The sequence below is a fragment of the Citrobacter sp. RHBSTW-00881 genome, from assembly GCF_013728515.1.
GTDB classification, from domain to species: Bacteria; Pseudomonadota; Gammaproteobacteria; order Enterobacterales; family Enterobacteriaceae; genus Citrobacter; species Citrobacter braakii.
Genome location: NZ_CP056269.1, coordinates 2,847,498 through 2,867,911 on the forward strand (window position 1 = coordinate 2,847,498; position 20,414 = coordinate 2,867,911).

The 20,414-nt window shown below is 50.3% G+C and carries 22 protein-coding genes, 1 pseudogene and 1 other annotated feature; of the genes and pseudogenes, 8 read left to right on the forward strand and 15 right to left on the reverse strand.

Annotated elements, in window-relative coordinates:
• Nucleotides 1-14: 14 nt before the first annotated feature.
• The 6 genes from pheS to thrS form a co-directional block, all read right to left on the reverse strand.
• Nucleotides 15-998 carry a phenylalanine--tRNA ligase subunit alpha gene (pheS, locus tag HV311_RS13655; RefSeq protein WP_191220074.1) on the reverse strand — a complete coding sequence of 328 codons (984 nt, stop codon included), beginning with the start codon at nucleotides 996-998 and terminating at the stop codon, nucleotides 15-17.
• A 159-nt stretch (nucleotides 999-1,157) separates the two neighbouring features.
• Nucleotides 1,158-1,282 (reverse strand) — a sequence feature (Phe leader region).
• Nucleotides 1,233-1,277 carry a pheST operon leader peptide PheM gene (pheM, locus tag HV311_RS27855; RefSeq protein ID WP_001386830.1) on the reverse strand — a complete coding sequence of 15 codons (45 nt, stop codon included), beginning with the start codon at nucleotides 1,275-1,277 and terminating at the stop codon, nucleotides 1,233-1,235. (Overlaps the previous feature by 45 nt.)
• Before the next feature lie 120 nt (nucleotides 1,283-1,402).
• Complete coding sequence (gene rplT, locus HV311_RS13665) at nucleotides 1,403-1,759, reverse strand: 50S ribosomal protein L20 (RefSeq protein ID WP_003030578.1); 357 nt, start codon at nucleotides 1,757-1,759, stop codon at nucleotides 1,403-1,405.
• 55 nt (nucleotides 1,760-1,814) lie between these two features.
• The gene (rpmI, locus tag HV311_RS13670) at nucleotides 1,815-2,012 is read right to left on the reverse strand and encodes a 50S ribosomal protein L35 (RefSeq protein ID WP_003030583.1); all 198 of its coding nucleotides are present in this window, start codon (nucleotides 2,010-2,012) and stop codon (nucleotides 1,815-1,817) included.
• Nucleotides 2,013-2,108: 96 nt separating this feature from the next.
• Nucleotides 2,109-2,651: a translation initiation factor IF-3 gene (gene infC / locus HV311_RS13675; protein ID WP_048997935.1), complete on the reverse strand. Its 543-nt coding sequence runs from the start codon at nucleotides 2,649-2,651 to the stop codon at nucleotides 2,109-2,111.
• A gap of 3 nt (nucleotides 2,652-2,654) precedes the next feature.
• Nucleotides 2,655-4,580, reverse strand: a complete 1,926-nt coding sequence (thrS, locus tag HV311_RS13680) for a threonine--tRNA ligase (protein WP_191220075.1) — start codon at nucleotides 4,578-4,580, stop codon at nucleotides 2,655-2,657.
• A gap of 304 nt (nucleotides 4,581-4,884) precedes the next feature.
• Here thrS and yniD point away from each other — a divergent pair, with 304 nt between their 5' ends.
• Nucleotides 4,885-4,992, forward strand: a complete 108-nt coding sequence (yniD, locus tag HV311_RS13685) for a small membrane protein YniD (protein ID WP_003030590.1) — start codon at nucleotides 4,885-4,887, stop codon at nucleotides 4,990-4,992.
• Between the two features lie 167 nt (nucleotides 4,993-5,159).
• Here the strand turns inward: yniD and HV311_RS13690 are convergent, their stop codons facing one another.
• On the reverse strand, nucleotides 5,160-5,918 hold the full coding sequence (locus HV311_RS13690; RefSeq protein ID WP_016152863.1) for a DUF481 domain-containing protein: 759 nt from the start codon (nucleotides 5,916-5,918) through the stop codon (nucleotides 5,160-5,162).
• Nucleotides 5,919-6,205: 287 nt separating this feature from the next.
• Here HV311_RS13690 and pfkB point away from each other — a divergent pair, with 287 nt between their 5' ends.
• Nucleotides 6,206-7,135, forward strand: coding sequence for a 6-phosphofructokinase II (pfkB, locus tag HV311_RS13695; protein WP_191220076.1), 930 nt, complete (start codon nucleotides 6,206-6,208; stop codon nucleotides 7,133-7,135).
• Between the two features lie 269 nt (nucleotides 7,136-7,404).
• Complete coding sequence (locus tag HV311_RS13700; RefSeq protein ID WP_016152861.1) at nucleotides 7,405-8,265, forward strand: fructosamine kinase family protein; 861 nt, start codon at nucleotides 7,405-7,407, stop codon at nucleotides 8,263-8,265.
• A 64-nt stretch (nucleotides 8,266-8,329) separates the two neighbouring features.
• Here HV311_RS13700 and HV311_RS13705 read toward each other — a convergent pair whose 3' ends face one another.
• Nucleotides 8,330-8,866 (reverse strand): YniB family protein, encoded by a 537-nt coding sequence (locus tag HV311_RS13705; RefSeq protein ID WP_019076635.1) that lies wholly within the window; start codon nucleotides 8,864-8,866, stop codon nucleotides 8,330-8,332.
• Between the two features lie 168 nt (nucleotides 8,867-9,034).
• Between HV311_RS13705 and hxpB the strand changes: the two genes are divergently transcribed.
• The 4 genes and pseudogenes from hxpB to tcyP all read left to right on the forward strand — a co-directional run bounded on the left by hxpB (nucleotide 9,035) and on the right by tcyP (nucleotide 12,065).
• Nucleotides 9,035-9,703, forward strand: coding sequence for a hexitol phosphatase HxpB (hxpB, locus tag HV311_RS13710; RefSeq protein ID WP_016156335.1), 669 nt, complete (start codon nucleotides 9,035-9,037; stop codon nucleotides 9,701-9,703).
• A gap of 30 nt (nucleotides 9,704-9,733) precedes the next feature.
• Nucleotides 9,734-9,855: pseudogene (locus HV311_RS13715) on the forward strand (2-deoxy-D-gluconate 3-dehydrogenase); the annotation flags it as partial.
• A gap of 83 nt (nucleotides 9,856-9,938) precedes the next feature.
• On the forward strand, nucleotides 9,939-10,538 hold the full coding sequence (locus tag HV311_RS13720) for a metal-dependent hydrolase (RefSeq protein WP_087050648.1): 600 nt from the start codon (nucleotides 9,939-9,941) through the stop codon (nucleotides 10,536-10,538).
• Nucleotides 10,539-10,673: 135 nt separating this feature from the next.
• Nucleotides 10,674-12,065, forward strand: a complete 1,392-nt coding sequence (tcyP, locus tag HV311_RS13725) for a cystine/sulfocysteine:cation symporter (protein WP_019078417.1) — start codon at nucleotides 10,674-10,676, stop codon at nucleotides 12,063-12,065.
• 66 nt (nucleotides 12,066-12,131) lie between these two features.
• Here the strand turns inward: tcyP and cedA are convergent, their stop codons facing one another.
• The gene (gene cedA, locus HV311_RS13730) at nucleotides 12,132-12,374 is read right to left on the reverse strand and encodes a cell division activator CedA (RefSeq protein ID WP_029139771.1); all 243 of its coding nucleotides are present in this window, start codon (nucleotides 12,372-12,374) and stop codon (nucleotides 12,132-12,134) included.
• Between the two features lie 212 nt (nucleotides 12,375-12,586).
• Here cedA and katE point away from each other — a divergent pair, with 212 nt between their 5' ends.
• Complete coding sequence (gene katE / locus HV311_RS13735; protein WP_191220077.1) at nucleotides 12,587-14,845, forward strand: catalase HPII; 2,259 nt, start codon at nucleotides 12,587-12,589, stop codon at nucleotides 14,843-14,845.
• 36 nt (nucleotides 14,846-14,881) lie between these two features.
• Here the strand turns inward: katE and chbG are convergent, their stop codons facing one another.
• The 6 genes from chbG to chbB all read right to left on the reverse strand — a co-directional run bounded on the left by chbG (nucleotide 14,882) and on the right by chbB (nucleotide 20,154).
• Nucleotides 14,882-15,640, reverse strand: a complete 759-nt coding sequence (chbG, locus tag HV311_RS13740) for a chitin disaccharide deacetylase (protein ID WP_191220078.1) — start codon at nucleotides 15,638-15,640, stop codon at nucleotides 14,882-14,884.
• A gap of 12 nt (nucleotides 15,641-15,652) precedes the next feature.
• Nucleotides 15,653-17,008: a 6-phospho-beta-glucosidase gene (locus HV311_RS13745; protein ID WP_016152854.1), complete on the reverse strand. Its 1,356-nt coding sequence runs from the start codon at nucleotides 17,006-17,008 to the stop codon at nucleotides 15,653-15,655.
• 124 nt (nucleotides 17,009-17,132) lie between these two features.
• Nucleotides 17,133-17,975 (reverse strand): transcriptional regulator ChbR, encoded by an 843-nt coding sequence (chbR, locus tag HV311_RS13750; protein ID WP_085951046.1) that lies wholly within the window; start codon nucleotides 17,973-17,975, stop codon nucleotides 17,133-17,135.
• Nucleotides 17,976-17,985: 10 nt separating this feature from the next.
• Nucleotides 17,986-18,333 carry a PTS N,N'-diacetylchitobiose transporter subunit IIA gene (chbA, locus tag HV311_RS13755; protein WP_003030618.1) on the reverse strand — a complete coding sequence of 116 codons (348 nt, stop codon included), beginning with the start codon at nucleotides 18,331-18,333 and terminating at the stop codon, nucleotides 17,986-17,988.
• A gap of 54 nt (nucleotides 18,334-18,387) precedes the next feature.
• Complete coding sequence (chbC, locus tag HV311_RS13760) at nucleotides 18,388-19,746, reverse strand: PTS N,N'-diacetylchitobiose transporter subunit IIC (protein WP_003030619.1); 1,359 nt, start codon at nucleotides 19,744-19,746, stop codon at nucleotides 18,388-18,390.
• Nucleotides 19,747-19,833: 87 nt separating this feature from the next.
• Nucleotides 19,834-20,154 (reverse strand): PTS N,N'-diacetylchitobiose transporter subunit IIB, encoded by a 321-nt coding sequence (chbB, locus tag HV311_RS13765; protein WP_003832547.1) that lies wholly within the window; start codon nucleotides 20,152-20,154, stop codon nucleotides 19,834-19,836.
• Nucleotides 20,155-20,414 lie beyond the last annotated feature (260 nt).

Genomic DNA, 20,414 nt, shown 5'->3' on the forward strand with positions numbered 1-20,414 from the left:
GTTTTATCCTGCCTTTATTTAAACTGTTTGAGGAAACGCAGATCGTTTTCGAAGAAAGAACGCAGATCGGTTACGCCGTAACGCAGCATGGTCAGACGCTCCATACCCATACCGAATGCAAAGCCAGAGTAGATTTCCGGATCGATACCGACGTTACGCAGCACGTTCGGGTGAACCATTCCGCAACCCAATACTTCCAGCCATTTGCCATTTTTACCCATCACATCGACTTCCGCAGAAGGTTCGGTGAACGGGAAGTAGGAAGGACGGAAACGAACCTGCAGGTCTTCTTCAAAGAAGTTGCGCAGGAAATCGTGCAGCGTGCCTTTCAGGTTGGTGAAGTTGATGTTGGTATCAACAATCAGCCCTTCCATCTGATGGAACATTGGGGTGTGCGTCTGATCGTAGTCGTTACGATATACGCGGCCCGGAGCGATAATACGGATCGGCGGCTGTTTTTCTTTCATGGTGCGGATCTGCACGCCGGAAGTCTGCGTGCGCAGCAGACGAGTCGCATCAAACCAGAAAGTGTCGTGGTCAGCGCGCGCCGGGTGATGGCCAGGAATGTTCAGCGCATCGAAGTTATGATAGTCATCTTCGATTTCCGGACCGGTCGCCACGGTAAAGCCCAGCTCACCAAAGAAACTTTCAATGCGATCGATAGTCCGAGTTACCGGATGCAAACCGCCGTTTTCGATACGACGCCCAGGCAAGGAGATATCGATCGTTTCTTCAGCCAGACGAGCATTCAGCGCGGCATTTTCTAATTCGGCTTTACGCGCGTTCAGCGCTTGCTGAACCTGCTCTTTGGCTTCGTTTATCACCGCACCGGCTGCCGGGCGCTCTTCTACCGGCAGTTCACGCAGGGTAGTCATCTGAAGGGTCAGGTGCCCTTTCTTGCCCAAATATTCGACGCGGACATTGTCTAACGCGGCAACATCTGAAGCCTGGTTAATGGCGGCCGTTGCACTGGCAACCAGCTCTGCGAGATGTGACATGGTTTTCCTCGTTATGTTGCGATATTCACTAGTCGCTCGTATATACACAAAATCATTCTGGCTGAGTCAAGACAGCAGTAGAGCGCTAATCCTCAGACAAATATGTGACTGGGGTAAGCGACTGCAGCCAACGCAGAGGCAGCCTGAAGGATAACGTGTATAAAAAAAGCCTCCACCAGGGAGGCTTTTAGGCGCTGTTTTCCGTTTCTTCTTTCACGCGCAAGCCTCCTGAGTTCAGGTGCTAAAGTAAAAGAAGAAGCGGAAAATAGCAGCATTCATGCTTGCGTTACCTTGTGTGGTAAAAACCGGACAACCTTTATTGAAAAGGCTTACGGATAAATTGTCAACCAATTGATTGCACTACAAATAAAAGAGAGGGAGCCAGGCTCCCTCTTTTCACCGGCTTATGCCAGAGCTGCTTTCGCTTTTTCGACCAGAGCGGTGAACGCTACTTTGTCGAATACTGCGATGTCAGCCAGGATCTTACGGTCGATTTCAACAGAGGCTTTTTTCAGGCCGTTGATGAATTTGCTGTAAGAAATACCGTTCTGACGTGCTGCTGCGTTGATACGCGCAATCCACAGTTGACGGAACTGACGCTTTTTCTGACGACGGTCACGATAAGCGTACTGACCAGCTTTGATAACAGCCTGGAAGGCAACGCGGTATACGCGAGAACGCGCACCGTAGTAGCCTTTAGCTTGTTTCAAAATTTTCTTGTGACGTGCACGGGCAACTACACCACGTTTTACGCGAGCCATATGTGCTCTCCTGTATCTATATTCTTAGTAAAAAAATTAATTAAACGTTAACGGCTTATGCGTACGGCAGGCACGCGATAACCAGACCCAGATCGCCTTTAGAAACGAGGCCTTTTGGACGCAGGTGACGTTTACGCTTAGTAGATTTTTTGGTCAGAATATGACGCAGGTTTGCGTGCTTACGCTTAAATCCACCACCACCGGTTTTTTTGAAGCGCTTAGCAGCACCGCGTACGGTCTTAATTTTTGGCATTTTAATAACTTCCACTTCGCATTGTTAATAAACGAAACGTAGGCGAACAACGGCTGTGGAACCCGCAGGCTCCACAGACATTGCTACTTGAAGGCCTTACTGTTTCTTCTTAGGAGCGAGCACCATGATCATCTGGCGGCCTTCGATCTTCGTAGGGAAGGATTCGACTACTGCCAGTTCACTCAGATCGTCACGGACGCGGTTGAGCACTTCCATACCGATCTGTTGGTGGGCCATCTCACGACCGCGAAAACGCAGCGTGATCTTAGCCTTATCGCCATCTTCCAGAAAGCGTACCAGGCTGCGGAGTTTTACCTGGTAATCGCCATCGTCGGTGCCAGGACGGAATTTAATTTCCTTAACCTGGATAACTTTTTGCTTTTTCTTCTGTTCCTTAGAAGACTTACTCTTTTCATAAAGGAACTTGCCGTAGTCCATAATACGACAAACTGGCGGTTCGGCGTTAGGGCTGATTTCAACTAAATCTACTCCAGCTTCTTCAGCTTTTTCGATCGCTTCTCTCAGACTCACAATACCCAAAGCTTCGCCTTCCAGACCTGTTAAGCGAACTTCCAGGGCGCGAATCTCGCCATTGATACGATTCGGACGTGCCGTTTGAACTCGTTTTCCGCCTTTAATACCTTATTCCTCCAGTTGTTGAATGCGGCTGCGAATCTCTTGTTGCAGCTTCTCAATCACTTCATTTACGTCCTGGCTGCCCAAGTCTTTGCCACGACGGGTGCGCACGGCAACTTTGCCTGCTTCTACCTCTTTGTCGCCACAGACCAACATGTAAGGGACACGACGTAAAGTGTGCTCGCGGATTTTAAAGCCAATCTTCTCATTTCTCAAGTCTGCTTTTACACGAATACCCGCATTTTGTAGTTTCTGCGTTAATTCGTTGACGTATTCAGACTGTGAATCGGTGATGTTCATGACGACAACCTGAACTGGCGCAAGCCAGGTCGGGAAGAAGCCAGCGAACTCTTCGGTCAGGATACCGATGAAACGTTCCATCGACCCAAGAATTGCGCGGTGAATCATAACCGGCACCTGACGCTCGTTGTTTTCGCCAACATAAGAGGCGCTTAAACGGGACGGCAGAGAGAAGTCCAGCTGTACAGTACCGCACTGCCATGCACGATCGAGGCAGTCATACAGGGTAAATTCAATTTTCGGACCGTAGAATGCGCCCTCACCCAGTTGGTACTCAAACGGGATGTTGTTTTCTTCCAGCGCAACGGCCAGGTCAGCTTCAGCACGGTCCCACATTTCATCGCTACCGATACGTTTTTCGGGGCGAGTGGACAGTTTGACGACGATTTTCTCGAAGCCAAAGGTGCTATACATATCGTAGACCATACGAATGCAAGCGTTAACTTCATCACGGATCTGCTCTTCTGTACAGAAGATATGTGCATCATCCTGAGTGAAGCCACGAACACGCATCAGGCCATGCAGCGCGCCTGACGGCTCATTACGGTGGCAGCTACCAAACTCGGCCATACGCAGCGGCAGATCACGATAGGATTTCAGACCCTGATTGAAGATCTGCACGTGGCCCGGGCAGTTCATGGGCTTAATGCAGTATTCACGGTTCTCAGAGGAGGTCGTGAACATCGCATCTTTGTAGTTATCCCAGTGACCTGTTTTTTCCCACAGCACGCGGTCCATCATGAACGGACCTTTAACTTCCTGATACTGGTATTCTTTCAGTTTTGAGCGAACAAAGACTTCCAGTTCACGGAAGATTGTCCAGCCATCATTGTGCCAGAACACCATACCCGGCGCTTCTTCCTGCATATGATACAGGTCAAGCTGCTTACCGATTTTACGGTGGTCGCGTTTGGCCGCTTCTTCCAGACGTTGCAGGTAGGCACTCAGGGCTTTTTTATCGGCCCATGCAGTACCATAAATACGCTGCAGCATCTTGTTATTGCTGTCGCCACGCCAGTATGCCCCTGCGGTCTTCATCAGTTTGAAGTGATGACAGAAACGCATATTCGGCACGTGCGGGCCACGGCACATATCGACATATTCTTCATGATGGTACAAGCCAGGCTTGTCATCATGGGCAATGTTTTCATCAAGAATGGAGACTTTATAGGTCTCGCCACGCTTCACGAAGGTTTCACGCGCTTCGTACCAGCTGACTTTCTTCTTAATGACATCGTAGTTTTTCTCAGCGAGCTCGTGCATCCGCTTCTCGAGCGCGTCGACATCTTCCTGGGTTAGCGTACGGTCAAGATCGATATCGTAGTAAAAACCGTTATCAACAACCGGTCCGATCGCCATTTTGGTGTGCGGCCAGAGTTGTTTGATCGCGTGCCCTAACAGGTGCGCACAGGAGTGACGAATGATCTCCAGACCTTCTTCATCCTTCGCGGTGATGATGGAGAGCTTCGCATCATGCTCAATCAGATCGGAAGCATCTACCAGCTCACCGTCAACACGGCCAGCAATAGTGGCTTTCGCCAGACCTGGACCGATGTCCAGCGCAACATCCATGGGGCTTACAGCGTGGTCGTAATGGCGTTGGCTGCCATCAGGAAGAGTAATAACAGGCATGTTATATCCTTATTTGCAGTGGTGACCCACACGTAAGATCACATACAAAGATTCAATATTTAAAATCATCAAAAAGGTGTGGGCTGATTCCCGCTTCACTCTGCGAAATATGTCACTGGCCGCCTTAATGGCTACACTGGACCTACACCCGCTTTTTGATAACACCGTTTGACAGTGTACACGGCATTACGAGCTGATCAAAGCAACAATCAACGCGCACTCTATGATGTAAATCAATTCACTGACACCCTTACGTTTTTGTTACACTTGTATAAAGTCATCTAACCTGAGCAGGAAAAGGACAATGCCAACAAATCGCTTTGCGAAGAAACACTGGAAGATGGTTGTGATACTGCTCGTTATTTGTGCGGCAATGCTGATGCTACGTTGGGCTGCGATGATCTGGGGTTAAAATACTGGTACACGCAGTTCCGGTTCCGTTGTATTTATCAATTAAATCGAATTCGTCTGAAAATAGCGCGTTATTGATAAGTATTAAAAATAAAACACAGATTTAATATTAAATAAATTTAACGTTAATTGAGAAAAGCCGGGCCAATTATTTGACCCGGCTTGTCATTACATACGATAGCCGAGTGACACAGTAGTACGACGATCGGTATGCTCCGGCGCTGTTGCCGGTGGTTCAGAGTTCCAGGTAACGTTGTAAGCCACCTTTAACCCAAAGTGTTCGTTGATGGCAACGTTCAAGGCCGTTTCAGAATTGAGCGTTGTATCGTCAGCACCAAATACCGACACACCTTGCGTAAACTTAGTATTGTCCGTCATCTGCCACGCATAGGCCCCGGACGCATAGCCCAGCGGCTGTGTTTCGGTGGTGCCATCCGTGTGCTCGTCATAGCGCACACCAGGACCGAATTCAAAACGGAAGCTGTGCACGGGTCCGTTGAGGAACTGACGACCATAACCTGCGGTTAGCACGTCACGCTCGCGATAGCCGTTGTAACGGTCGGTCAGCCAGCTTGCCTGACCAAAGAGATAGTCATAGTCGGTCATGTTGTAACGACTACGGCCACCTACGGCATATTTCTCCGATGAACGCTCATCATTTGAGGAGGTATTGCTGGCATTTCCCCACAAAGACCACGCCGTAGTTTGACCGTACCAGGTCATGGTGGTGTCTGCAGTTAAAGAAGAACTTTTTGTGTTGCCTGACTGGGCGAGATATCCCGCGTTCAGGTTACCTTCAAAGGGTTTTTTCGCGCTGGAAGGGTCATCCATGACAGTAAAAACGGAATCATCGGCGGCAGCCTGCATTGACGCAAGCAGGCCACCCGTCAGCAGTAACGCTGCGGGCACTGTCTTCAAAAGCTTCATTTATTAAGAGTCCGTACAACAAAAAAAGAGACCATAACGGTCTCGGAAACTTTCATATGGATCAATGACAAAAGACCCTTGAAAGGTAACAAATTATAAAAAGACTCGAATAACATAGCAATAAATTCTTATTTCATTTTTTGAATAAGAGCGTTCCTAAACCGTTTTTTTATTTATATATCTTTAACGCGATTATTTTAAATAAAGATATGAAAAATCATGTTGTTAATTACTTCACTTTCGGGGGGTTAAGTGCCAGACTGAGGACAGCCTAACAGGAGGTAAAGATGGTACGTATCTATACGTTAACACTTGCGCCCTCTCTCGATAGCGCAACAATCACGCCGCAAATCTACCCGGAAGGTAAGCTTCGCTGTACCTCGCCGGTTTTTGAACCCGGCGGCGGCGGCATCAACGTCGCTCGCGCAATTGCCCATCTTGGCGGCAACGCTACGGCCATCTTCCCTGCGGGTGGCGCCACCGGAGAGCATCTTGTTGCTTTGCTCGCCGACGAAAATGTTCCCGTATCCACCGTCGAAGCTAAAGACTGGACCCGACAAAATCTCCATGTCCACGTTGAGTCCAGCGGCGAACAGTATCGCTTCGTCATGCCAGGCGCTGCGCTCACCGATGATGAGTTCTACCAACTTCAGGATCAGGTGCTGGAAATTGAGTCTGGCGCACTGCTGGTTATTAGCGGCAGTTTGCCGCCTGGCGTACAGCTTGAGAAGCTGACCCGGCTCATTACCACAGCACAAAAACAAGGGATTCGCTGTATCGTCGATAGTTCTGGCGAAGCGCTGGCAGCAGCATTAACCATCGGCAATATCGAACTGGTCAAACCCAACCTCAAAGAACTGAGCGCGCTGGTGAATCGCGAACTCACGCAGCCCGATGATGTGCGCAACGCCGCGCAGGAAATCGTGCAAAGCGGAAAAGCGCATCGCGTAGTGGTCTCGCTTGGACCACAAGGAGCGCTGGGCGTTGATCGTGAAACTTGTGTGCAGGTGGTTCCGCCACCGGTGAAGAGTCAAAGTACCGTAGGCGCGGGCGACAGTATGGTCGGGGCCATGACGCTTAAACTGGCAGAGAGCGCACCTTTTGCAGATATTGTTCGTTACGGTGTCGCCGCAGGTAGCGCCGCCACCCTGAATCAGGGTACGCGTCTGTGCGCTTTAGACGATACGCAAAAAATATACGCGTATCTGGCTCAGTAATAACGGCTTCCCCTTGTTTAGATACAAGGGGATTTCCCCGTAAAACTGTCGGCATGGGTGTTATACGTCTATGATAAAAAATCACGTGATTACAAAGCAGTGAATCATGTGCAACCGGGCGTCTTCACAACTATGCGAGGTGAAGAAGAACGACACACATTAAGTGCCTTTCCAGCGATGACGCGTCCGTGGTGTGCGTCAGTTCGTGTTTTTTAACCGCATTCTTGCGCTAACCTTATGATCTGGCAGACAACATGGGGAGAGACATCATGTGGCAGGCTATCAGTCGTCTTTTAAGCGAGCAATTAGGTGAAGGCGAAATCGAACTGCGTAACGAACTGCCCGGCGGAGAGATCCACGCCGCATGGCATTTACGCTATGCGGGGCGCGATTTTTTCGTTAAATGCGATGAAAGAGAGCTGTTAACCGGCTTTACGGCGGAAGCCGATCAGCTGGAGCTACTTTCTCGCAGTCAAACCGTATCTGTACCGAAAGTCTGGGCGGTAGGCGCGGACAGAGATTACAGCTTTCTGGTGATGGATTTCCTCCCTCCCCGTCCGCTTGATGCGCACAACGCGTTTATCCTCGGCCAGCAGTTGGCGCATTTGCATGAATGGAGCGATCAGCCGCAGTTTGGGCTCGACTTCGATAATGCGCTCTCTACCACGCCGCAGCCCAACACCTGGCAACGTCGCTGGTCAACCTTTTTTGCCGAGCAGCGTATTGGCTGGCAGCTGGAACTCGCCGCTGAAAAAGGCATTGCGTTTGGCAATATCGACGCCATTGTCGAGCATGTTCAGCAGCGTCTCTCTTCCCATCAGCCGCAGCCATCTCTTCTGCATGGTGATTTGTGGTCCGGGAACTGCGCCCTCGGCCCGAACGGCCCGTACATCTTTGACCCTGCCTGCTACTGGGGGGACAGAGAGTGTGACCTGGCAATGCTGCCGTTACATACCGATCAGCCGCCGCAACTCTATGACGGTTATCAGTCTGTTTCTCCGCTACCATTGGATTTTCTCGACAGACAGCCTGTCTACCAGCTCTATACGCTGCTGAACAGGGCTATTCTGTTTGGGGGACAGCATCTGGTCGTGGCGCAGAAGGCGCTGGACAGGTTACTGGCGGCTTAGCAAAGTCGCACGTTGCTTATCTGGCCTGGCGTTTCGCAACGCGTCAGGCCTGATAGTGCAGCAGTTACAAAAAACCCAGTAATGAAAAGAAGAAGTAGCCAATCACGATAACGATCACCGGCAAAATATAGAGCGGGAAAATTTGTAAAAAGATCGTATGGTGCGGTACCACAATACGCGACTCAAGTTGCTCGCGTGATAACCCTTCACTGCCCTTTGCCTGTTCCAGAATCAACTGATCCTCAACGCCCTCGCGTAAATAACGCGCCTGACGGCTCATTCTGGCGCCTGAATCCTGCAATGCCAGACCGATAAAAATCAGAATGAAAATCAGCCAAAAAACGAGATTCAGTCCACTTTGAAAATCGGGCGTCGGCGAGTTATACCAAAACACGTTAAGAAAAGGTGTGTTCACACGCATCATGTCGATCATCACGTGTGCAAAATCGAGCATGACCGCGTTAATCCCTTCCTGCTTTTCGCTGTGCGCATACATAAACTTCAGTACTGAAACCAGGGTTGAAATCAGCGCGGGAATGAAAATCACCCATCCCACCAGCCTTTTCAAGATGGCAATGCGTCCAGCTTGTTGATACGTCATGAGTTCCCCTTGATTAAGACGTGTCATTTTGGCCTAAGTTTACCCGTTGATTATCGTTTTCGCCTGATCTTTAAAGGCGGTATACTGCTGAATTAGCCATAATGAACGCTCAGAGCCCGTCCAGGCTGGCTCTTAATCCCTTTTATCACCCGTAAAGGAGAGGTTGTGATGTCAACCCCGCGTCAAATTCTTGCTGCAATTTTCGATATGGATGGATTACTGGTCGATTCTGAACCGCTTTGGGATCAGGCCGAACTGGATGTGATAGCAAGTTTAGGCGTTGATATCTCCCGCCGCCATGAACTTCCCGATACACTTGGCTTACGCATCGACATGGTGGTTGATTTGTGGTTTGCGCAGCAACCGTGGAACGGTCCCTCACGTCAGGAAGTAACCGAGCGCATCATTACCCGCGCAATTGCGTTAGTTGAAGAAACAAAACCACTGCTGCCGGGCGTGCGTGAGGCCGTTGCATTGTGTAAATCTCAGGGGTTGAAAGTAGGACTGGCATCCGCCTCGCCGCTGCATATGCTGGAAAAAGTGCTAACCATGTTTGATCTGCGCAGCAGCTTCGACGCACTGGCTTCTGCGGAAAAACTGCCCTACAGCAAACCGCACCCGCAGGTTTATCTCGATTGCGCGGCGAAACTGGGCATTGACCCTATAAACTGCGTAGCACTGGAAGACTCGGTGAACGGCATGATTGCTTCGAAAGCCGCCCGTATGCGTTCCATCGTAGTACCTGCGCATGAAAATCAGGACGATCCTCGCTTCGTTCTGGCCGACGTCAAACTGGCCTCGCTCACCGAACTCACTGCCGCTCACCTGCGCGGCTAATCCTGCGACGGGCAATGATCGCATTGCCCGCCTGCCGGACGCTGGGCACGCCTGATGACCTGAAAGGCCCGGTCGTGTTCCTCGCAAGTGCTGCCTCGGACTATATACATGGTTATACGCTAGCCGTGGATGGCAGTTGGCTGGCGCGGTAAAGGCGCACTTGTGACAAAGGGTTACAACGTCACCTCTTCCGCCTACTGTATAAAACCCCTATACTGTATGAATCGACAGTTTATTGGGTTTTATCATGACGGCGGAAGGTCACCTTCTTTTTTCTATTGCCTGTGCGGTATTTGCCAAGAATGCCGAGCTAACGCCCGTTCTTGCGCAGGGTGACTGGTGGCATATTGTTCCTTCAGCCATTTTAACGTGCTTGCTGCCGGATATCGATCATCCCAAATCCCTGCTGGGGCAGCGTCTGAAGTGGATATCAAAGCCCATTGCCCGGGCATTTGGTCATCGCGGATTTACACATAGCCTGCTGGCGGTTTTTGCCCTGCTGGCCACGTTTTACCTGAAAGTCCCTGATACCTGGATAATTCCAGCGGATGCCTTACAAGGTATGGTTCTCGGTTATCTCAGCCACATTCTGGCCGACATGTTGACCCCGGCGGGCGTCCCCCTGCTTTGGCCCTGCCGCTGGCGTTTTCGTCTGCCTATCCTCGTGCCGCAAAAAGGCAACCAACTGGAGCGGTTTCTGTGCATGGCGCTGTTCGCGTGGGCAATCTGGATGCCGCAGACCGTACAAGAGAACAGTGCGGTGCGCTGGTCATCACAGATGATAAATACGCTGCAAATGCAGTTTAATCGTTTTATAACGCACCAGGTTGACTAATAAATCAGCCATAAAGTTATTTTTGGCATAAACAATTCCATTTGAATATAAGAGGCAAGTCACAGTTCTGCTAATCTTGCGCCAACAGAATCACCGTCACACGGTGATACGCATAATAAGATCAGGAGAACGGGGATGAACTATCCATTAATCGCGAACATTATCGTGTTCGTAGTGCTGCTGTTCGTGCTGGCGCAAGCCCGTCACAAGCAGTGGAGTCTGGCAAAAAAAGTACTGGTCGGTCTGGTCATGGGTGTGGTGTTTGGCCTCGCCCTGCACACCATTTATGGTTCCGACAGCCAGGTTCTTAAAGATTCAGTACAGTGGTTCAACATTGTCGGCAACGGTTACGTCCAACTGCTGCAGATGATTGTCATGCCGCTGGTGTTTGCGTCTATTCTCAGCGCCGTTGCGCGTCTGCACAACGCCTCTCAGTTAGGTAAAATCAGCTTTCTGACCATCGGTACGCTGCTGTTTACTACGCTGATTGCCGCGCTGGTAGGGGTTCTGGTGACCAACCTGTTCGGCCTGACCGCAGAAGGTCTGGTGCAAGGTGGGGCCGAAACCGCTCGTCTGAACGCGATTGAAACCAACTATGTTGGCAAAGTAGCTGACCTCAGCGTTCCACAGCTGGTGTTGTCGTTTATCCCGAAAAACCCGTTTGCCGATCTGACCGGAGCTAACCCGACGTCAATTATCAGCGTGGTTATCTTCGCTGCATTCCTCGGTGTTGCCGCACTGAAGCTGCTGAAAGATGATGCGCCGAAAGGCGAGCGTGTGCTGGTTGCTATCGATACCCTGCAAAGCTGGGTGATGAAGCTGGTTCGTTTGGTGATGCAGTTGACACCGTACGGTGTTCTGGCGCTGATGACCAAAGTGGTTGCAGGCTCCAACCTGCAGGACATCATCAAGCTGGGTAGCTTCGTCGTAGCCTCTTATCTCGGTCTGGGCATTATGTTCGTGGTACACGGGATCCTGTTGGGTGTTAACGGCGTTAGCCCGCTGAAATACTTCCGCAAGGTGTGGCCAGTGCTGACTTTCGCCTTCACCAGCCGTTCCAGCGCAGCCTCAATTCCGCTGAACGTTGAAGCGCAAACCCGTCGTCTGGGCGTGCCTGAATCCATCGCCTCTTTTGCCGCCTCCTTTGGCGCCACCATTGGCCAGAACGGTTGTGCAGGGCTGTACCCGGCAATGCTGGCAGTAATGGTCGCCCCGACCGTCGGGATCAACCCGCTGGACCCGATGTGGATTGCCACGCTGGTTGGTATCGTAACCGTCAGTTCCGCAGGGGTTGCGGGTGTGGGTGGCGGTGCAACGTTTGCCGCGCTGATCGTCCTGCCAGCTATGGGTCTGCCGGTCACGCTGGTTGCGCTGCTGATTTCCGTTGAGCCGCTGATCGATATGGGTCGTACCGCGCTGAACGTGAGCGGTTCTATGACAGCCGGTACGCTGACCAGCCAATGGCTGAAACAGACCGATAAAACAATTCTGGACAGCGACGATAACGCCGAACTGGCGCATCGCTAAGTCTGTTAGACTGAAAAACAAAAAAAACCGCCGGAGTGTCATGCTCCGGCGGTTTTTTTATATCCATTAATCGCTCAGTTCATTTTCCTGGCGAACCTGATTAGCCCAGCGTTGCGCTGATTCCGGGACCGTAAATGCAGGTGAACGCTGAAACGCCTCCCCTATTAAGACAAAAGCGACATATTTTCCGCGCAGTATCCATACGTCACGAAACGCATCCATTTTAACTGCATGCTCTGGTGGGGCTGGCTCCACGCGAGGAACATAGCTAATTACCGGACGATTCTGTTGGCGAAGAGGTTTCATAATCAGTTGCTTCACTAAAGACTAATTCTAAAAATCAGAAAACGGCTATCTTAGCCGATTTTGCCTCCTGACGTCCTGCCTTGCGTGCGCTGTTTGCCTGGTTCATCGCGCTTTACGCCCTCGGTCAGTTCCTGCACCACTGAGCAAGTGGTCTATAGTTAAAGCTTTTGACGGCAACAACGACCTTTAAGCGATGAAAACAGGAGACGAGTTTAATGTCACAGAATGATAAGCACCCACTCCATCACTCAGCGCCGGTTCATGATGCCAGCGAATCCCAGCCAGGACTTGACTCACTGGCGCCAGCAGACGGTTCACATCGGCCAACACCTGAACCCACACCACCTGGCATGCAGCCCACTACGTCCGGCAGCTTAAAAGCGCCTGACACCAAAAGTGACAAACTCAACGCGCTGGAAAGTTTTCGCAAAGGCAGCGAAGATTTTGCTCTGACAACCAATCAGGGAGTGCGCATCGCGGACGATCAAAACTCTCTGCGCGCAGGAAACCGTGGGCCAACTCTGCTGGAAGACTTTATCCTGCGGGAAAAAATCACCCATTTTGATCACGAACGCATCCCGGAGCGGATCGTACATGCCCGAGGTTCGGCCGCTCATGGTTACTTTCAGCCCTATGCCAGTCTCAGCGCGACAACGAAAGCGGACTTTCTGAGTGATGAAAATAAAATCACCCCGGTTTTTGTCCGTTTCTCTACGGTTCAGGGCGGCGCAGGCTCAGCGGATACAGTCAGAGATATTCGAGGATTTGCGACCAAATTTTATACTGAGGAGGGCATTTTCGATCTGGTGGGAAACAACACACCAGTCTTCTTCATTCAGGATGCCCATAAATTCCCGGATTTCGTCCATGCGGTAAAACCGGAGCCGCATTGGGCTATCCCACAGGGTCAAAGCGCCCACGATACCTTTTGGGATTATGTCTCGTTACAGCCAGAAACGTTGCACAACGTTATATGGGCGATGTCCGACCGGGGTATTCCACGCAGCTATCGCACGATGGAAGGCTTTGGCATTCACACGTTCCGGTTGATAAATGCGCAAGGGAAAGCCACCTTTGTCCGTTTTCACTGGAAACCGCTGGCGGGCAAAGCTTCGCTGGTATGGGATGAAGCGCAAAAACTTACCGGTCGTGATCCCGATTTTCATCGCCGCGATCTGTGGGAAGCTATTGAAGCAGGCGATTATCCGGAATACGAACTGGGGCTGCAGCTCATTCCTGAAGAAGACGAATTCAAGTTCGATTTTGACCTGCTCGACCCAACCAAGCTGATCCCGGAAGAGCTGGTTCCGGTACAACGCGTTGGTAAAATGGTGCTGAACCGTAATCCGGATAATTTCTTCGCCGAAAATGAACAAGTCGCTTTTCATCCCGGACACATCGTCCCTGGTATCGATTTTACCAACGATCCCTTGCTGCAAGGCCGCTTGTTTTCTTATACCGATACCCAGATCAGCCGCCTGGGCGGGCCCAACTTCCATGAAATCCCGATTAATCGCCCGACCTGCCCGTACCATAATTTCCAGCGTGACGGCATGCATCGTATGGACATCGATACCAACCCGGCCAACTATGAACCTAATTCCATCAATGATAACTGGCCGCGTGAAACGCCGCCGGGGCCAAAACGCGGTGGATTTGAATCGTATCAGGAACGGATTGAAGGAAACAAAATCCGCGAACGTAGCCCCTCTTTTGGCGAATACTATGCGCACCCTCGCCTGTTCTGGCTAAGTCAGACGCCAATTGAACAGCAGCATATTATCGGCGGATTCAGCTTCGAACTCAGCAAAGTTACGCGCCCCTATATTCGGGAAAGAGTGGTTGAACAGTTAGCCCATATTGATACAGCCCTCGCCGAGGCGGTTGCCGATAATCTCGGTTTTGAGCTAACCGAGGAACAGGCCAAAATCGCCCCACCGGCTAACGTCAATGGTTTGAAAAGTGCGCCGTCACTCAGTTTATATGCGGGTGCGCAAGGTGAGATTAAGGGCCGCGTGGTCGCCATTCTACTTAATGACCAGGTGAAATCAGGCGACCTGCTTGCCATCATGCAAGCCTTACAGGCCAAAGGCGTTCACGCCAAACTGCTCTATTCCCGAATGGGTAATGTGGTTACCGATGATGGTTCCGTCCTGACAATCGCCGGTACCTTTGCGGGTTCACCATCGCTGACCGTCGATGCGGTTATCGTTCCGTGTGGCAATATCGCAGATATCGCTATGAACGGTGATGCCCGATATTACTTACTCGAAGCGTATAAGCACTTAAAACCTATCGCACTGGCTGGCGATGCGCGTCAGTTTAAAGCAACGTTGGATATCAAAACTGAAGGAGAAGAAGGCGTGGTGGAGGCAGACAGTGCAGACGCACAGTTTATGGATACCCTGCTGACGCTAATGACTGCGCACCGCGTCTGGTCACGCGCCGGAAAAATCGACACGATCCCTGCCTAAAAAAATGCGGCGCATTATGCGCCGCAAACTCAGGAGTTAGATGTTCAGAAAACTGCCAAGACGATAACCGCGCTCCGCAATAGCATATTTCAGTGACGGAGACGTCAGTACGTCAAGCTCAGTTAAGCGGGGGTAACAGTAGGCACTTTGACGAATAATGTCATCGATAAAGGCCGGATGACACATCACTTCCAGCGAGGACTCTCCCCGGTCTGCTGACGCGTCAAGCGTTTGCAAAAACAGGGCTTCAGAAATCTCTTCGCCATAAAACTCGCTGCTGAATCCCTGGGAAGTCCGTAACGTCTGCGGAAAGTCAGACGCCTGGAATACCGCCTGACGATCGATCCGTAACGCAATCCCCCGTTGGGCAGCAAACCCGGCCACGATAGGGAAAATCTGCGGGAACATATGCACATGGTGATGGCTATCCAGATGCGTTGGCTCCCGCCCGAACAGGTCAATAAAACGCTGATACTGCGCGGCCAGTTCCTGAGAAATTTCATCCAACGGCAAGGTGGCTTCTTCAGCCATCTGCCAGATCCATTTTCCCAGTAACCCGTCACGAGTAAGGCCTGGCATTGCCGTCAACGGCCTGCCCAGCGTCAGAACAAAATGCATCCCAACGGCAAGTTCAGGAATGTCGCGACTCAGCTGTACCGCATGGTCAATGGCTGCGCCATTAACCAGTGCGGTTGTCGAGGTGACCACGCCATTGCGACAGGCTTCAACAATGCCGTAGTTTTGTCCTTTACTCAGGCCAAAATCATCCGCATTTACAATCAGTACGCGTTCCATAGCCGACCTCAGTTAGTGTTGTTCGCTTTTGAGTTTCTCGATACACCCGGCGAAGTTTGGCAGCCATTTTTCATGCGCCAGAATTAGCTCACGCGCCAGAATCTCGGCATCGCTGTCAGAATGCACCAGCGGGCTTAGGTTCAACGCCAGCAGCACATCATTCAGTTCGCCGCTCAGTGCCGCATTGCTCGCCGCGACTTCAAAGCCTTTTATGGTATAGATAAGGCCCAGCACTTTCTCATCAAAATGGGTAATACGTGGGTGCGGCGTGGCGCCGTTGCGTCCCAGTGTACAGGTCATCTCAACCGCCCAGTCCGCCGGGATATTGTCAACATGCCCATGATGTGGAACGTTGACATAGTGCTCGGTCTGTTTGTCGTTGTAGATGGCGTTGATCACTTCACAGGCCGCATCGGAGTAATAGGCTCCACCGCGCTGTTCCAGCTCTTTCGGTTTCACGTTCAAATCCGGGTTTTTGTAGAGATCAAACAGTTGTTTCTCCACTTTCTGTACCACCTGAGCGCGAGCGCCGCCCTTATAGTATTCACCCATTTCAATCGCCAGCATCTCTTTTGGCTTGAAGTAATAGAGCAAATATGAGCACGGCAGCAGCTTCAGCGAGCGAATCAACCCTTCACTGAACGGCAGATCGAAGATGTTCTTCACGGTGGAGGCTTTCAGTTGACCTGAAGCCACGCCATCCAACAGTTCATCAAAGCGTGATTTACCATTCACCAGTACGTCTTTAATAAAGACCATATGGTTCAGACCGAACAGATCGATGGATAAGTCATCGCTCTCTTTCAGCGCCAGCACATCGCTAATGAACATTTTCATGCCGACAGGAATATTGCATACACCGATGAATTTCTTAAAATTCGTATGGCGATAGACCGCTTCCGTCACCATCCCGGCCGGGTTAGTAAAGTTAATCACCCACGCATTCGGGCACAGTTCTTCCACATCTTTGACAATATCAAAGATAACCGGAATAGTACGCAGACCTTTGAACAGCCCACCAGCGCCGTTGGTTTCCTGCCCCAGATACCCGTGGCTCAGCGGAATGCGTTCATCCTTTTCGCGGGCTTTCAGTTGCCCTACGCGCAGCTGGGTGGTAACGAAATCAGCATCTTTCAGCGCTTCACGGCGGTCCAGCGTTTTAAACAACTTCATCGGCACGCCAGCTTTATCGATCATGCGCTGGCAAAGGTCAAAAATAATGTCCAGCTTCTCTTTTCCATCGTCGACATCAACCAGCCACAATTCAGAAACCGGTAATTCATGATAGCGCTTAATAAAGCCTTCAAGTAACTCAGGGGTGTAGCTGCTCCCGCCACCGATAGTGACGACTTTTAATTTCTGGCTCATACTTTCTCCCTTCAGTGTCAAAACACTGACGTGTATTATGCTCAACCCGTTTGTCAGATATAGCGTGGCTGTCCCGACGCTATTTTGGGCAAGCTATAAAAAATGGGTTATTGGCTAATAATATCTACTGATTAAATTCAGTTAATTTCTTACGATAGCTATTAGGTGTAAATGACGTCAGCTTTTTAAACGTTTTAATAAACAGACTTGGACTACTGTAGCCAGACTCGTAAGCAATATCCGTTACAGAATAGTTAGTCATTTCCAGCTGTTTTTTAGCAAAGTTAATGCGGATTTCATTAATGATCTGCATCGGTGTTTTGCTGTAATAACGCTGGGTTGCGCGGGTCAGATACTCCTGGGATTTCGCGGACAGGTGTACCATGTTTTCCAGCGCATTCTCGCTAAACTGCCGTTTGTCATGCATGGTCTCCACGGTGGTTTTAAGCCACTGCGGAATATCATCCAGCACCTGCTCTTCGCGATGATGGCGCAACCGGTTAATAATATAGAAGGTGACCACTTCTACAAATTCATCCAGTCCGCTCTCGCGAAAGTTTAGTGATGCAATAACCGTTTCAATGTAGGTGAGAAACGAATTATTCGCCCGATAGACCTGCGATGCAACGAAACAAAATGGCAGCAGCGGGTGGTAGTGCTGTTCAAAAAAGCGTTTACTGATACCGACGTTCAGGATCCTTGTCGCCCCAAAATCATAAAAACTCTGGTGGTGCGATCCCAATGGAATAAAAACAAAGTCCCCGCGTTCGAGCAATACGCGTTTACCGTTGATTTCCTGATAATAGCGCCCGGTTAAAACCAGGGTAAATTCGTAGTAGTCATGCTGATGCAGCCCGCTGATGCTCTCAGTTTTGTTATAGATGAACACATGGAAATTTTTGCCATTAAACAGCTGCTGCTCATAGACGGTTTTGATTTCCGGTGCGTTAATCTGTAGCTGCATTATGCACTCCTCGCTATTTCAGCTTTTCGTGAAGCTCAATCAGTTCAGTCACCAGCTCACGCGCCAGCATTGATGTCATCAGGTGGTCCTGAGCATGAACCAGCACCAGGCTAACTTTCATTTTACCTTCGCCCTGATCGCCTTCAATCAGTTTCGTTTGCACGAGGTGCGCTTCGTTCAGCGCCAGGCGAGACTGGTCCATCATAGCCTTAGCTGACTCGAAATCGCCTTGCTTGGCCATTTTGAGCGCGCCGTACGCCAGGCTACGCGCCTGACCGGAGTTGATGATCAGACCCATCACCACTTCTTCAAGTTCTTCTGCTTCTGACTGCGTGTCGACGATGTTCTCGATATCCAACATACTTTTTTCCTCTGGTTCAGTCCGGCATGACCGTGAAGCCATGCCGGATTAAATTTAGAATTTCAATGCGTTAGCGATATCTTCTTCGCTTTCTTCTTGATCAATAACGTTCTGCGCTTTGTTGGCTACCACCACGAACGGCAGATAAACCAGCGTGGCGATACCAAGGTTGAACAGCGCAACCAGCAGAGCTGCGACGCTACCGTTGGTGTTAAAGAACGCGCCCAAACCGGTTGGCATGGTCCACGGTGCGATGTTGGTAATCGGTGGAATAATGCCGGAGTAATAAGCTGCCAGCGTAATCGCCGCCAGAATCGGCTGCACCAGAATGAACGGGATAAACATCACCGGGTTCATGATGATCGGCAGACCGAACAGGATAGGTTCGTTAATCTGAAACAGGCCTGACGGCAGTGCCAGTTTAGCAACCTGACGATAATCCGGACGACGCGATGCCAGGAAGATAGCGATAATCAGACCCAGCGTAGCCCCGCTACCCCCGAGGAAAATATAGGAGTCGAGCATCGGTTTCGCCCAGACGTGGAAGGTCTTTCCAGCTTCCAGCGCGGCGTCTACGGAACCAAACTGTTGGTAAATGGAGATGTTTTCCAGCGCCCATGGCGTCATGATACCGCTGTCCAGCGCGGTCAGCGCCAGTGAACCGTGAATACCGAAGAACCACAGCAGCGGAACAAAAATCACGTAGGCCCAGCCCACCACGCTGCCCAGCGATGCCAGCGGAGTTGAAATGGAATCCATGATGATCTGGTGGAAGTTCGTACCCCAGGTGTTCAATGCCCAGGCGATGATCCCCATAATGGAGAGGATAAGGAAGCCAGGAATCAGCGCAGAGAAAGAGCGCGACACGGATGTCGGTACGCTATCAGGTAATTTAATTACCCAATTGCGACGGACCACAAAGGTGAACATTTCCGCGACCGCGAGGCCGATAATAATACCGGAAATAATATTGGCACCGCCGAGCCAGTTCGCGCCAACGGCATAGGCTTCACCCACGCTATATGGCGTTACGGTCATAAACGCGGCGACGGATAACAGCCCGGCAGCCAGTGAGTCGACTTTGCGTTCTTCTGCCAGCGCCATACCGATAAAGAACGGCGCCATCAATGACATGATACCCAGCGTACCGTTATAGACGTTTCCACCAATGCCTTTCAAACTATTCAGCGTTTCAATAGTTGAAGCATCAAGTCGAATGCCCATTGAATAAAAAAACGACCCCTCCCCAAAGCTCAGGAAAACGTTATTGATTAATACAAACATGGCCCCTGCGAGGGTTAACGGCATTAAACGAATAAAACCGTTTTTGATTGCATTAACGTGTGGCTGCTTTCCAATTTTTACAGCAAAAGGAAGGAGTACCTTTTCAAGTGAAGCAATAGCGTTACTCATAGAAAAATACCCTTAAATACCGCAATTAATAATTGCGGTGAATGTTAATGAAATAACTCTTTGACGGGAAAAATTAAAATAAAATAATTAATTTGCTGCGGCTTTTTTAATTGCTGCAACCGCAGCCTTAAGCACGCCTAAACCATCGACTTTGCCATACAGCAGCGAGTCAATCACTTCCACAGGCTTGTTGGGTAACAAACGCTGAATTTCGGGCAACATATAAGCAATTTGTGGACCTAATAATACAACATCGGCCACTGGACCTTTTTCTCCGGCCAGCGTTTCAGGAAACGCTTCAATAATAACCGGTACTTCGTATTTTTCGGCCTGAGCACGCATCTTCGAAACCAACAATGAAGTCGACATGCCCGCAGAACAAAACAGATAAATGTGTTTCTTTTCCATTAAAACGATCCTCATGTGCGATTATCTGTCACCAGACACTCCGCAAGCCCTAACCTGCATCCATGCTCTGGGTAACTTGCGTCAGCTAAATTACTTTTTTAGGTGGCTGAAATGAGTATACGGGATTGCACCAGCGGATGGTATTTCCTTGACCAACTAAATTGTCTCTCCTTGACCTGGCGTTATGACCACCCTCACACTTCAGGTAAATAATTCGCGTCAATAATTAAGATCGTGTGACATAAAAAAACCGGCGCAGT